14 protein-coding genes are annotated in these 12,817 nt (G+C 70.9%); 11 read left to right on the top strand and 3 right to left on the bottom strand.

Translation table 11 applies throughout. From position 1 onward, the window contains the following. Nucleotides 1-72 precede the first annotated feature (72 nt). From U5K29_06450 to U5K29_06440, 3 genes are all read right to left on the bottom strand, one after another. The gene (locus tag U5K29_06450; protein MDZ7678172.1) at nucleotides 73-270 is read right to left on the bottom strand and encodes a hypothetical protein; all 198 of its coding nucleotides are present in this window, start codon (nucleotides 268-270) and stop codon (nucleotides 73-75) included. A 17-nt stretch (nucleotides 271-287) separates the two neighbouring features. After that, entirely contained in the window at nucleotides 288-1,685 is a 1,398-nt protein-coding gene (locus U5K29_06445; GenBank protein MDZ7678171.1) for a multicopper oxidase domain-containing protein, read from the bottom strand. Between the two features lie 89 nt (nucleotides 1,686-1,774). Continuing rightward, a complete protein-coding gene (locus U5K29_06440; protein MDZ7678170.1) occupies nucleotides 1,775-2,437 on the bottom strand; it encodes a helix-turn-helix domain-containing protein in 663 nt (220 codons plus the stop codon). A 16-nt stretch (nucleotides 2,438-2,453) separates the two neighbouring features. Here U5K29_06440 and U5K29_06435 point away from each other — a divergent pair, with 16 nt between their 5' ends. The 11 genes from U5K29_06435 (at nucleotide 2,454) to smc (ending at nucleotide 12,804) form a co-directional block, all read left to right on the top strand. Further along, nucleotides 2,454-3,701, top strand: a complete 1,248-nt coding sequence (locus U5K29_06435; protein ID MDZ7678169.1) for a hypothetical protein — start codon at nucleotides 2,454-2,456, stop codon at nucleotides 3,699-3,701. Then, the gene (gene rsmD / locus U5K29_06430; GenBank protein ID MDZ7678168.1) at nucleotides 3,698-4,231 is read left to right on the top strand and encodes a 16S rRNA (guanine(966)-N(2))-methyltransferase RsmD; all 534 of its coding nucleotides are present in this window, start codon (nucleotides 3,698-3,700) and stop codon (nucleotides 4,229-4,231) included. Before U5K29_06435 ends, rsmD begins: the two co-directional genes overlap by 4 nt. Before the next feature lie 6 nt (nucleotides 4,232-4,237). Beyond that, nucleotides 4,238-4,723, top strand: coding sequence for a pantetheine-phosphate adenylyltransferase (gene coaD / locus U5K29_06425; GenBank protein ID MDZ7678167.1), 486 nt, complete (start codon nucleotides 4,238-4,240; stop codon nucleotides 4,721-4,723). Further along, a complete protein-coding gene (locus tag U5K29_06420; GenBank protein ID MDZ7678166.1) occupies nucleotides 4,720-5,355 on the top strand; it encodes an ATP synthase F0 subunit B in 636 nt (211 codons plus the stop codon). The genes coaD and U5K29_06420 overlap by 4 nt, the downstream gene beginning before the upstream one ends. Further along, nucleotides 5,352-5,891 carry a DUF177 domain-containing protein gene (locus tag U5K29_06415; GenBank protein ID MDZ7678165.1) on the top strand — a complete coding sequence of 180 codons (540 nt, stop codon included), beginning with the start codon at nucleotides 5,352-5,354 and terminating at the stop codon, nucleotides 5,889-5,891. The genes U5K29_06420 and U5K29_06415 overlap by 4 nt, the downstream gene beginning before the upstream one ends. A gap of 157 nt (nucleotides 5,892-6,048) precedes the next feature. Continuing rightward, the gene (rpmF, locus tag U5K29_06410; protein MDZ7678164.1) at nucleotides 6,049-6,228 is read left to right on the top strand and encodes a 50S ribosomal protein L32; all 180 of its coding nucleotides are present in this window, start codon (nucleotides 6,049-6,051) and stop codon (nucleotides 6,226-6,228) included. A 9-nt stretch (nucleotides 6,229-6,237) separates the two neighbouring features. Then, nucleotides 6,238-7,224, top strand: a complete 987-nt coding sequence (gene plsX / locus U5K29_06405; protein ID MDZ7678163.1) for a phosphate acyltransferase PlsX — start codon at nucleotides 6,238-6,240, stop codon at nucleotides 7,222-7,224. Nucleotides 7,225-7,327: 103 nt separating this feature from the next. Further along, nucleotides 7,328-7,618 (top strand): acyl carrier protein, encoded by a 291-nt coding sequence (locus tag U5K29_06400; protein MDZ7678162.1) that lies wholly within the window; start codon nucleotides 7,328-7,330, stop codon nucleotides 7,616-7,618. A gap of 30 nt (nucleotides 7,619-7,648) precedes the next feature. Continuing rightward, nucleotides 7,649-8,365 carry a ribonuclease III gene (gene rnc / locus U5K29_06395; protein MDZ7678161.1) on the top strand — a complete coding sequence of 239 codons (717 nt, stop codon included), beginning with the start codon at nucleotides 7,649-7,651 and terminating at the stop codon, nucleotides 8,363-8,365. Next, entirely contained in the window at nucleotides 8,358-9,197 is an 840-nt protein-coding gene (locus U5K29_06390; protein MDZ7678160.1) for a DNA-formamidopyrimidine glycosylase family protein, read from the top strand. The genes rnc and U5K29_06390 overlap by 8 nt, the downstream gene beginning before the upstream one ends. Nucleotides 9,198-9,327: 130 nt before the next feature. Beyond that, nucleotides 9,328-12,804, top strand: coding sequence for a chromosome segregation protein SMC (gene smc, locus U5K29_06385; GenBank protein MDZ7678159.1), 3,477 nt, complete (start codon nucleotides 9,328-9,330; stop codon nucleotides 12,802-12,804). Nucleotides 12,805-12,817 lie beyond the last annotated feature (13 nt).

Below are 12,817 nucleotides of genomic sequence, written 5' to 3'. Positions count from 1 at the left end.
CCGGGCGCGAACGTGTCGTGGTGCAGCACCTTCGCGCCCACAGAGCGCGTCGGCGACCCATCGCGGCGGCGATCAGATCTGGTCGGGCTCCCACCGGTCGCCGCGCAGGTCGTCCTCGTCGGGCAGGATCAGGTCCCAGCGGTCGTTGCAGTCCTCGCAGCGGTAGACCGCGACGTCGCCCGGCTGCCACCGTCGTTCCTCGGGCGGGGGAGTGATCAGGTGACACGTCCCGCCACAGTCGATGCAGTCGATGGTCGCCTCGGGTTCCATGCGGGTGACCTTATCGGTCAGTGGGCAGCGTCCTCGGCGGGTTCGACCTCGCCGGCCTGGAACAAGCCCAGCGCACCCTTGCCCACGTTGGAGAACTTGTGGGTCACGATCGGGTAGAGCCCGTCCTCGGCGAAGTCGAACTCGACGAACCCGCCCTGTGCCGGTTGGAGATCGAGCGCCTGGGCGCCTCCCTGTCCGGGGCCGGGCTGGAGTTGATATGCGCCTTCCTTGTAGACGGTGTCGAAGATCGTGCCGACGATGTGGAACGAGGAGTTCTCCGACGGCCCGGCATCGAGCACCCAGGCCCGGATCGACTCGCCCGTCTCCACCCGGATCGGTTGGTGGGCGTACTGGTTCCAGCGGCCGTTGAAGACCACCAGGTCCCAGTTGTCGTCGGTCATCTTGTTCAGATCGCCGGGGGCGCCGTCGGGGCCGAGGTACCATTCGCTCTGGACGAACACGTACTCACGATCGACCTCGGGCAGCTCGGGCGGATCGATGATGATGGCCCCGAACATGCCGTTGCCGATGTGGTGCAGCGTGGGGGCCGTACCGCAGTGGTACATGAAGATCCCGGCGTGGTCGGCCTGGAACTGGTAGACGAGCGACTCGCCCGGGGCGATGGTGCGCATCTCGTCGTTCCAGGCGACCTTGGAGGCGTGGAAGTCGATCGAGTGGCCGATCTCGCCGTCGTTGACCAGGGTCACGGTGAACAGGTCGCCGACCGAGCCCCGCAGGATCGGGCCGGGCACCTGGTCGTCGAAGGTCCAGACCTCCTGGAACACCCCCGGGGCCACCTCCATCTGGGTCTCGGTCGCCCGCAGGGTGATCTCGTGCTCGGTACCACCGGGTGCGGGTTCCAGCGCCGGATCGAACGGGGTGAACTCGCCGTCCCACTCGGGGTTGGCCCCCAGCGTGGCGTGATCGCCCCCGTCATCGCCTGCATCGTCGGCCGTCGCGCCGACCGGCGCGGTGGAGGTGCCGTCGCCGCCCGACACCTCGAAGGTCATCTCCATGCCCGACTCGCGGTGGCCGGCCACGGTGCACCACCCGACGGTGGATTGCGACAGACCGGCCACCTCGAGGGTCTCGGACTCGCCGGGATCGAGCATGGCGGTGGCCTCGCCGTTCTCCAGCGCGAGGTCGTGGGCCATCGCCCCGGCATTGGTCACGTGCAGCACGAGGGGACGACCGGCCTCGACCTCGACGACGGCGGGTTCGATGTAGAGATCGCCCAGCTCGACGTCCACCTCGAGGGCCGGTCCGTCATAGCCGGCGGCGGCCGCCGTCTCGGTCGTGGTGCCGTCGTTGGTGTTGGCCACGAGCGCGATGCCGGCGACGATCAGCGCGAACACGGCCAGCGTTGCGGTCACGATCGGCCACGCGTCGCGGGAGGAGGTGGAGGGTGCGGTCATCGGGTTCTCCTATCAGAGGTTCTTCTAGTGAAGTCTGGAAGAACTGCTGATTCGGCCGGAAGGGCCGAAGGTCCCGAATCGGCGGCCGTCTATCGGCCTGCTTCCTCCGAGCCGGTCCGGACCCGGAGCCGACAGCGCGCCTGGCGAGGGTCGTGGGGGTGCAGGCCGCCGATGGCGATGCCACCCACGCGCTCGGCGACGCCCTCGGCGAACCCCAGGTGCAGGTTGCAGATCGTGTCGGGGTCGGCGAGCGCGGTGCTTTCGTACGGGCAGCTCTGCAGCACCACGTCGAGCCCCCCGGGCCGGTCGTCGAGGGTGGGATCGAAGCCCTGCCGGGTCATCTGATCGACCAGCTCGCCCAGGCCGTCGGGCGCCTCGGTGCCCACCAGCACCTGGCTGGCACCGGCCCGGCGACCCACCTCCCGGGGACTGTCCCCGGTACGGATGATCTCGGCCAGCCAGCGGGCCAACCGCTCGTAGGGGCCGGTCACGTCCCAGCGACTTCCGGCGGTGGGATCGACCTCGAAGACCAGCGGAGGGCGGCCGGGCCCGTCATGGCGTGCGACCGATCTCACCACCAGGCCGGCGTCGTCGAGCTTGGCCAGGTGCTGACGGATGGCGTTGTGGTTGAGCCCGAAGTGCGCGGTGAGCTCTGCCACCCCGACGGGTCGCTCCGCATCGGCCAGGTAACGGAAGATGCCGTGGCGGGTGGGATCGCCGAGTGCTCGGGCCTGCTGCTGGATGTCGGGCATGGCATAGTTCTAGCTGATGACAGAGAAGGCCACCAGGGCCGAGAGTCCCGATCCTTCAGGCCGTCCCAAGGGCGCGCCGGGACGGGTCACCACGGCCCACCGGCAGGCCGGGCCCACCCTGGGTCTGGCCGCACTCTTCGTGGTCGCCGCCGCAGTGGTCGCCCTCGCCGCGGGGTCCCAGCGGTGGTGGATGGCACTGCACCTCCTGTTGCTCGGCGGGGTCCTGAGCGCGATCTCGGCAACGACCCAGCTCTTCGCCATCACCTGGTCGGCCGCGACGCCGCCGCCGACCCGACTGGTCAGCACGCAACGGTGGCTTCTGGCCACCGGTGTCGTCGCCTTGGTCGTCGGGCAGGAGATGGGGTCCACGCCATGGGTCGTGGCCGCCGGGGGAGCGGCGATCCTGACCGCGCTCGCCCTGCTCGCGCTCCTGCTCGTCCGGATCCGTCGCACCGCGGTGATCGAGCGCTTCCTCCCGTCGATCGACGGCTACCTCCTGGCCATCGCCCTCGGTCTGGCCGGGAGCGGGCTCGGCCTGCTCCTCGCCCTCGACGGTTCGCTCGAACCGGTCGCGGCACGCGATGCCCACACCCTCATCAACGTGTTCGGTCTGGTCGGCGTGGTCGTCGCGGCCACCCTCCCCACGTTCTTCGCCACCGAGGCCCGCACGCGGATGTCGCCCCGCTACCGGCCCGGTCGTGCCCGAGCTGCACTCGGTCTGCTGGGGGCCGGGGTGGCGACGGCTGCGGTCGGCCAGGCGGGCCGCTGGACACCGATCGCCGCGGCCGGCCTCGCCGCCGCGGCGGTGGCGATGGTTGCCACCGTCGCGATGCTTCCCCGTCTGGGGGTGCGTCAGTGGCGGTGGGCCGGACCGCGACTCGCCCAGCTGGTGGCCGCCCTCGTGTGGTGGGCGATCGCCCTCGGGTGGGCGGCCGCCGAGGCCCTCGGATCGAACCCGCTGCCCCGGCGCCTGTGGCTCGTGCTCGCCGTCGGTGGCATCGCCCAGCTCGTGGTCGGAGCCCTCGCCTACCTGGGGCCGATCATGCGGGGTCGCGACCACCGCTCCCAGGCCCGGGGCTTCGCCATCACCCGTTCGTGGGTGTCGTTGCTCGCCGGCAACGTGGCCGCGGCCGCCCTCGTCGTGGGCTGGTGGACCTTCTCCGGCGTCGCCCTCGCCGTGTGGGTGGTCGACGCCGCCGTCCGCGGCGCCCTGCTCGTGGTCCTCCTCCGTCCCCGGCCCGGGCCGCTACCGTCCCTCGGGTGAGGATCGTCGCCGGGGTCGCCCGTGGCCGTCGCATCGGCGCACCCACCGGACTCGACACCCGTCCGACGACCGACCGGGTCCGCGAGGCGCTGTTCAACGCCCTCGGCTCGCTCGGTGCCGTCGCGGGATCCACCGTGGTCGACCTGTTCGCGGGCAGCGGTGCCCTGGGCCTCGAGGCGCTGTCGAGAGGCGCCGCGCGGGTGCGTTTCGTCGAACACGATCGTCGGGCCCGGGCCGCGATCGAGGCGAACCTCGAGTCGTTGGGGTTCGCCGACCGGGCCGAGGTGGTGCCCTCCGACGCCTTCGCCTACCTCGGCCACGCATTGCCGGCCGATCTCATGCTGTGCGACCCCCCGTACCGGTTCGACCGGTGGGACGAGCTCCTCGAGGCCAGTGCCGCCCCGCTGGTGGTCTGCGAGTCCGACCGCGGGGTGGCGGCGCCTCCGGGCTGGGAGTTGGTTCGTCAGAAGCGCTACGGGGCTACCGTGGTCACCATCTTGTCCCGATCCGCTCCCCACCCCCCGGAGTAGCCAGCTGTGGCCGTCGTCTTGTACCCCGGCTCGTTCGATCCCGTCCACAACGGACACCTCGAGATCGTCGAGACGGCATCGCGCCTGTTCGACGAGGTGATCGTCGCCGCGATGCGCAACCCCCAGAAGGGCGAGCCGCTCTTCAGCCTCTCCGAGCGCGAGGCGATGATCAAGGAGGTCTTCGCCCACCTCGACAACGTGCGGGTCACCATGTTCTCCAGCCTCGTGGTCGACCTGGCCCGGGAGGTGGAGGCCGATTTCATCGTCAAGGGCCTGCGCGCGGTGTCGGACTTCGAGAGCGAACTGCAGATGGCCCAGATGAACCAGGCCATCTCGGGGGTCGACACCCTGTTCATCCCCTCGGCATCGGAGCACTCCTTCCTCGCCTCGCGCCTCATCCGCGAGATCGCCCGCTTCGGGGGTGACATCGCATCGATGGTCCCGCCCGCGGTGATCGAGCGCATGAAGGGTCGGTGGAGCGACGACCGATGACCGACCGACCGAGCGACCTCGAGCCCATCTCCGACCTTCCGGCGGGCCAGCCGCCCATGGAGGCCGAGACCATGCTTCGCCGCGTGGCCGACATCATCGGCTCGGCTCGCCCCATGCCGCTGTCCACCTCGGTCATGGTCAACCGCGACGAGATCCTCGAGATGCTCAACGACGCCGTCGACCGGCTCCCCGAGGAGCTGCGCGCCGCCCGTTGGCTGCTCAAGGAGCGCGCCGACTTCCTGGCCCAGGCCCGTCGCGAGGGCGAGGAGATCATCGAACAGGCTCGCGCCCGAGCCGGAGCGATGGTGCAGCGAACCGAGGTCGTCAAGGCCGCCGAGGCGCGGGCCCGCCAGGTCGTCGACAAGGCCGAGGCCGACGCCCGCGCCATGCGCCACGAGATCGAGGACTTCTGCGATCAGCGCCTGGCCAGCTTCGAGATCGTCCTCGAACGCACCGCCCGCACCGTCGCCGAGGGCAGGTCCAAGCTGCAGGGCACCGCGAAGCTCGGGGGTCCCGGCCTCAGCGACGACCCCGACCCGGCCGAGGCGACCGAAGACGGTGGTGGGGAAGAAGACCGCGGCGGGGAGGAGGCAGGACCCACCACGGTGTTCTTCGACCAGGATCAGCGATGACCGAGGGGCGCGAGCTGCGCCTCGGGGTCGGCGATCTGCTCCAGCGTCCCGGCACTCGCCGACACGTCGAGCGCGAGCTCCCGGTGGAGGCGCTCGAGGTCTCGGGCTCGGTCATCGACGCTGGGACCGTCGCGTCGCTCGATCTCACGGTCGAATCCACCGCTGATCCCGGCACCCTCACCCTCACCGGAACCGTGACCGCCCGGTGGCACGGAACCTGTCGACGTTGTCTGGACCCCATCGAGGGTGAGCTCGAGTCCGATGTGCACGAGGTGTTCTCCCGGGTGCCGCTCGACGACGAGGTGTGGCCCATCGAGGGCGACGAGATCGATCTGGGTGCTGCGGCGCGAGAGTCGCTGCTGCTCGCGCTGCCGCTGGCGCCGTTGTGCAGCGAGACCTGTCGGGGCCCCGCCCCCGACGACTTCCCCGCCCAGCCTTCCGACGACGCGCACCCCGAAGCCGAGCCCGACGGCGCGCCGTCCCGGCTGGCCGATCCCCGCTGGGCCGCCCTCGACGAGCTCCGCTTCGACGACTGAGACCCCCACCGAGCCCGAGCGGGGGCCGGCGGCTTCGACGCAGCGAGGCCTGGGCCGCTATCATCTCCTCCTTGTGCCCGGCCACCGGCCGGAGGCGTCCACGTTCGTCCCCGCGGGAGCCCGCCTGCTTCCGCCCCTGTGCCTGAGGATCATCGAGATGGCTGTCCCCAAGAAGAAGACCTCCAAGGCCAAGAGCCGCAGCCGCCGGGCGTCGGCCTGGAAGCTCGACGCCCCGTCGCGCAGCGTCTGCCCCCGGTGCGGCGCAGCGAAGCTGCCCCACGTCGTGTGCGGCGCCTGCGGCTGGTACAAGGGCCGCCAGGCCATCGAGGTCGACTAGGTCCGCCAGGTGCTGCCCATCGCAGTCGACGCCATGGGGGGCGACCACGCCCCGGATCAGATCGTCGCCGGTGCCCGCCAGGCCCAGGAGGAGGACGGCATCCCCGTCGTGCTCGTCGGGCGATCCGACCAGATCCGCGACCCCGGTCCCCTCGAGGTGATCGAGGCATCCGAGGTGATCCCCATGGATGCCGACCCGAGCGGCAGCGTGCGGCGCATGAAGGACTCCTCGCTGGTGCGTGCCGCCGAGGCGGTGCGCGACGGCAAGGCCTCAGCCATGGTCAGTGCCGGAAACACCGGCGCCACCATGGCCAGCGCGCTCTTGCGCATGGGCCGGATCAGAGGCGTCGCCCGCCCCGCCATCGCCACCCCCATCCCCGACCCCGTCGGCGCGCCGTGCGTGCTGCTCGATGCGGGAGCCAACTCCGAGTGCCAGCCCGAGTGGCTCGTCCAGTTCGCCCTGATGGGGGCCATCTACTCCCGCGACCGCTACGGGGTCGAGTGCCCGAAGGTGGGACTGCTGTCGATCGGCGAGGAGCCCACCAAGGGCAACGCGCTCGTCAAAGATGCCCACAAGCTGCTGGTCGACATCGACTGGGACGCCCTCGGGGCCCAGTTCATCGGCAACATCGAGGGGCGCGACCTCATGGCGTCGGTCGCCGACGTGTGCGTCACCGACGGCTTCACCGGCAACGTCACCCTGAAGTCGCTCGAGGGTGGCATGCGGGCCCTCATCGGCGCGCTGCTCGGTGTCTTCGACTCCAGCGACGAGGCCCGCGACGCCGCGAGCACGCTCATGCCGGCGCTTTCGCCGCTCTATGCCCAGCTCGATCCCGAGAACACCGGCGGGGCGCTGATGCTCGGTGTCGACGGCGTGTGCATCATCAGCCACGGTTCGTCCTCGGCCCTGGCCATGCGCAACGCCGTGGGCACCGCCGCCGAGATGGTCCAGGCCGGCCTCGTCGAGTCGATCCGCACCGCTGTCGCCCGGTCCTGAGGGCACGACCAGCCCCGGTCCCGCCGAATCACAACCTCACAAGGGCGCGTGGGCTACCATCCCCCGCGTCATGCCCATCCGATGACCCGGGGAGTATCACCGAGTGCCAGCAGAGACCCATGTCGAACACGGTCCGATCGGTCGTGACGAGATCTTCGAGCTGATCCGCGACCGCCTGGCCGACATCCTGGAGATCGACCCCTCCACCATCGCCGAGGGCCAGTCGTTCGCCGACGACCTCGAAGCCGACTCGCTCGCGCTCATCGAGCTGGTCGAGGCGCTCGAGGAGGAGCTCGGCGAGCGCACGGTGGGGTTCCGCATCGACGACGAAGACCTCGAAGATCTCAAGACGGTCCGCGACGCCGTCGACTACATCCACTCCCGAGTGGGCTAGCCGCTGATCTCTGCACCCGACCTCGACTGGTTGCTCGACCGGCTCCGCTACCGGTTCCGGGACGGCGCGCTCCTCGAGCTGGCGCTGACCCACCGGAGCTGGTGCGCCGAGCACCCGGGCACCGAGTCCAACGAACGTCTCGAGTTCCTCGGCGACGCCGTCCTCGGGCTGGCGGTCACCGAGCACCTCTACCAGCGCTGGCCCGACCGGCCCGAGGGCGAGCTGGCACCGATCCGCGCGGCCGCGGTCAGCGCCGCCACCCTGGCCGAGGCCGGTCTCGACCTGGGGCTCGGAGAGGCGGTTCGCCTCGGCAAGGGCGAGGAGGGAGCCGGTGGCCGGTCACGACCGTCGATCCTCGCCGATGCCCTCGAGGCGGTGTTCGGCGCCGTCTACCTCGACGGAGGATGGGCCGCGGCACGCGAGGTCGTCATCGAGACCATCGGGTCCCACATCCCGGTGTCGCACGATCTGGCCGGACACGGCGACTTCAAGACCAGGCTCCAGGAACTGGCGGCCATGCGGTTCGACAACCAGGCGCCCGTCTACGACGTGGTCGGTCGCGGGCCCGATCATGCCAAGGTGTTCAGGGCCGAGGTCCGCATCGGCGGGCAGGTGTGGGGCCACGGTCAGGGTCGATCCAAGAAAGAGGCGGAGCAGGCCGCCGCCGGCGTGGCCTTCGCCGCGCTGGCCGCGGGCATCGCCCCTGATGACACCAACGAACGAGGGGAGCGCGACACCGATGCGTGAGCTACCGGAAGTCGAGACCATCCGGCGGGAGCTCGACAAGGAAATCTCGACCAAGCGCGTCAAGTCGGTGGAGGTGCCCGGAACCATGGGCGCCATCACCGGACACCCGAACAAGAAGCACTTCGGCTCCAAGCTCGAGGGCGCCAAGATCAGAGGTGTCAGCCGCAAGGGACTGATCTTGTTGTTCGCCCTCGACTCGGGCGAGGTGTTGGTCGTCGACCTCGGCAGCGGCGGATGGATACGAAAGACGACTCCCAAGGAGCCGGTCGACCCCGACACCCAGGTCATCATGGCCTTCACCCAGGGCGGCCAGCTCCGCTTCGGCGACCGCAGCGGCACCCTCTCCATGTCGGTCATCGCCGCCGACGACCTCGCCTCGGAGCTTCCCGGGCTCGGCACGCTCGGGCTCGATCCGGTCGAGACACCGGTGTCGTGGACCCTCTTCGCCGAGATGCTGCGCGGCCAGAAGGTCAAGCTCAAGGCCTTCCTGCTCGACCAGACCGTGCTCGCCGGCCTCGGCGACCTCTATGTCGACGAGATCCTCTTCGCCGCGGGTCTTCGCCCCGACCGCGTGGCCGGGTCGCTCACCACCCAGGAGATCCGCCGTCTCTACCGGGCGCTGGTCGAGACCCTGCACGATGCCATCAAGTACCGCGGCACCTCGCTCGAGGGCGACTCCTATGTCGATCTGCACGGCAAGTCCGGCGAGTACCAACAGCACGTGAAGGTGTTCCGACGCGAGAAGCTGGCCTGCCGTCGGTGTCGGGTGCCGATCGTCAAGGTTCGTTCCGGCAGCACCACCACCTACATGTGCGAGGAGTGCCAGGTCTGATCCCCGCCCACCCCTGTGGCCGCGCTCGTCCCTGCGCCGGGTGGTCACCGAGGCGGGTCGCGGTCGGCGCTAGCCTCGGGGCCATCACCCGTCACGTCGCCGGTACGCCGGCATCAGGTCCGGAGACCGAGTGTTCCTCAAGAACCTGACCCTGAAGGGCTTCAAGTCCTTCGCCGAGACCACCTCGCTCGACCTCGAGACCGGTATCACCGTCGTGGTCGGCCCCAACGGCAGCGGCAAGTCCAACGTCGTCGACGCCATCGCCTGGGTGCTCGGGGCCCAGGCACCCAGCTCGGTGCGATCCCAGAAGATGGACGACGTCATCTTCGCCGGCACCACCAAGCGGTCCGCCCTCGGGCGGGCCGAGGTGTCGCTCACCATCGACAACACCGCCGGGGTGCTGCCGATCGACTTCACCGAGGTCACCCTCACCCGCATCCTGTTCCGCACCGGCGAGAGCGAGTACGCCATCAACGGTGTCCCCTGCCGGCTCCTCGACATCCAAGAGCTCCTCTCCGACAGCGGGGTCGGCCGTCAACAGCACGTGATCGTGTCCCAGGGACAGATCGACGGCGTGCTCAACGCCCGACCCGAGGACCGGCGCTTCATCATCGAAGAGGCGGCCGGTGTGTTGAAGTACCGGCGCCGCAAGGAGAAGGCCGAACGCCGGCTGTCCTCCACCGAGGGCAACCTGTTGCGCATCCAGGACCTGCTGCGCGAGGTCCGTCGTCAGCTGCGACCCCTCGAGCGTCAGGCCGACGCTGCCCGACGCCACGGTGACGTCGTGGCCGAGCTGCACGCGCTGCAGGTGCACGTGGCCGGACGCGAGCTGGCCACCCTGCGAGCCAAGCTCGACGCCGATGCCGCCACCCGTGCCGAGCTGGCCGAGGCCGAGCGACAGCACCGCAGCACCCTGTCTCGTCTCGACACCGAGGTCATGGCGGCCGAGGCTCGACTCACCGCCGCCGGCGGCGACGACCTCGGCAACGACCTGGCGCGCTTCGAGTCGCTGCGAGAGCGGGCTCGTGGCCTGCACGCGGTGCTGCTCGAGCGCACCCGGGGAATCGATCGCGAACGCACCGCGATGGTCGACCACACCGTGATCGCCAACCTCGAATCCGAAGCCGCTCGCCTCGACCACGAGCTGGCCCAGGTCGACGAGGCCGAACGTTCCCTGCAACCCCAGCTCGACGACCTCGCCGACCAAGAGACCAGGCTCGCCGCCGACCGCGAGCGCTTCGACACCGACTGGGGCGACGGAGTCGCCGAGCCGTCGGGCCGTGCCGCCGAGGTCAGGGGCGAGCTGTCGGGGCTCAACGGATCGATCCAGCAGGGCGAGGCCGACCTCGCCCACCTCGACCAGAGCCTGGCCCGTCTCACCCAACGAGCATCCGAGCTCGACGCCGAGGCGGCGCGGCTCCGCGAGCAGCTGTCGGCGGCCACCGACGCCGAGGAGCCCATCGTCGCTCGCCTCGACGACGCCGAGCGACGCCGGACCGAGGCCGAGGAAACGCTCGAGCGGGCCACGACCGCCCGCCGCGACGCCGAGGCCGAACGCCACCGCTGGACCGCCCGCGCCGAGGCGTTGTCGCTCGCCCTCGACGAGGCCAGAGCCAGGGCCGGCGCCGAACGCTTGGCCGACATCGCCGGCGTGGTGGGCACGCTCCTCGACGTCGTCGAGGTCGACCAGGGGTGGGAAGCCGCGTTCGAGGCCGCCGTGGGCGACGCGCTCACCGCGGTGGTCGTCGACGGTCTCGACGCCGGCCGTCGGGCCCTCGAAGCCCTCCACCACGGTCAGGCCCGGGGCGCGGTGCTCGCACTCGGGGCCGCGGTCCCCGCCGCGGCGACCACGGCCCCGGTCGCCGTCGGCCAGCCGGTGCGGTCCCACGTGCGCTCGGACAACCGCGACGTCGAGGCGCTGCTCGATCACCTCCTCGGGCGCGCGGTCGTGGTCGACACCGGCTGGGAGGCGGCGGTCGACCTGGCCATCGCCAACCCCCAGGCCGTGGTCGTCACCCGCGACGGCGACCGATTCAGTGCCACCGGTTGGCGCATCGGCATGGCCGGGTCGGGCGCCACCCGCGCCGCGCTCGACGAAGCCACCGCCAACGCCGAGTCCGCCGCGACCGAGGTCGAGCGGGCCGGGTCGGCCGTCGACGCTGCCGACGCCGCGCTCGCCGTCGCCCGCGACGCCGAGCGCGCCGTCGCCAAGGAGCTCGACGCCAACGACGCCACCGTCAGCGCGGCCAGCGACGGGCTCCAGCGCGTCGAGACCGAACGGCGAGACGCCACCACCCAGCGGGAGGCGCTCGACAACCAGCGTCGCGACCAGGTCGCCCGCCTCGAGCGCGAAGCCGCCCGTCGCGACGAGCTGGCCGCGATCCTGCCGGTCCTCGAGGACGAAGAGGCCCAGCGGGTCGAGCAAGGTCGCGCCCTGGCCGAGGCCCGCAGCCGTCTCGACGAGCGCACCACGGCGTTGGCCGCGACCCGCCACGAGCTCGACGTGGCCGCCGCGGGTCTGGCGCAGCGACGCTCGGTGCTCACCCAACGCCGGGCCGAGATCACCGACCGGCTCGACCGCGACCAGCACGAGCGCGACGAGGCCAACGCCCGCAAGCACGAGATGGATCGCCGGGCCACCGCCACCACCCGGCTCGCCGGTCTGGTCGCCGAGCGTCTCGACCTCGTCGAGACCCAGCTCGTGCGGCTCCACGAGCTTCGCAAGGAGCAGTCCGATGCCGTCCGATCCGTGGCCACCGATCTCGACGCCACCCGCCGTGAGCGCGCCGGGGTCGAGCAGGCGCTGGAGGAGACCCGCGAGCGGATCAGCCGCATCGAGATGGCCGACGCCGAGACCAAGGTGCGGATCGAGACCGCGGTCGAGACCCTGCGTCGCGACCTCGACGTCGATCCCGATGCTGCCATCGAGGCCGAGTGCCCTCCGCTCGCCGACGGTGTCACCGCCGCGGCCCGGGTGCGCGAGCTCGAGCGCGAGCTTCGGCTGATGGGCCCGATCAACCCGCTGGCGCTCGAGGAGTACGAGGCGCTGCAGGAGCGCCACACGTTCCTCGAGGAACAGCTCGACGACGTCAAGTCCACCCGCCGTGACCTGGCCAAGGTGATCCGTGCCATCGACGCCGAGATCGTCGACATCTTCTCGGACGCGTATGCCGATGTCGCGGCCAACTTCGCCCAGCTGTTCGAGACGCTGTTCCCCGGCGGCACCGGACGGCTCCGCCTCACCGAACCCGACGACATGCTGGCCACCGGCATCGAGGTCGAGGCCAAGCCATCGGGGAAGAACGTCAAGAAGCTCTCGCTGCTCTCCGGCGGCGAGCGTTCGCTCACCGCGCTGGCGTTCCTGTTCGCGGTCTTCCGCAGCCGGCCCAGCCCCTTCTACGTGATGGACGAGGTCGAGGCCGCGCTCGACGACGTGAACCTCCACCGCTTCCTCGGCCTGTTGCACGAGTTCCGGACCGAGGCCCAGCTGCTCATCGTCAGCCACCAGAAGCGCACCATGGAGGCAGCCGACTGCCTCTACGGGGTCACCATGGTGCCCGGCGGCTCCTCCCGGGTCGTGTCCGAACGCGTGTCGTCGCCGGCCTGAGCGCGCGGTCACG

This window comes from Acidimicrobiales bacterium (assembly GCA_034521975.1).
In the GTDB taxonomy this organism is placed as follows: domain Bacteria; phylum Actinomycetota; class Acidimicrobiia; order Acidimicrobiales; family SKKL01; genus SKKL01.
Note: the sequence above shows the minus strand (reverse complement) of the source record. Positions and strands in the feature narration are given on the sequence as shown.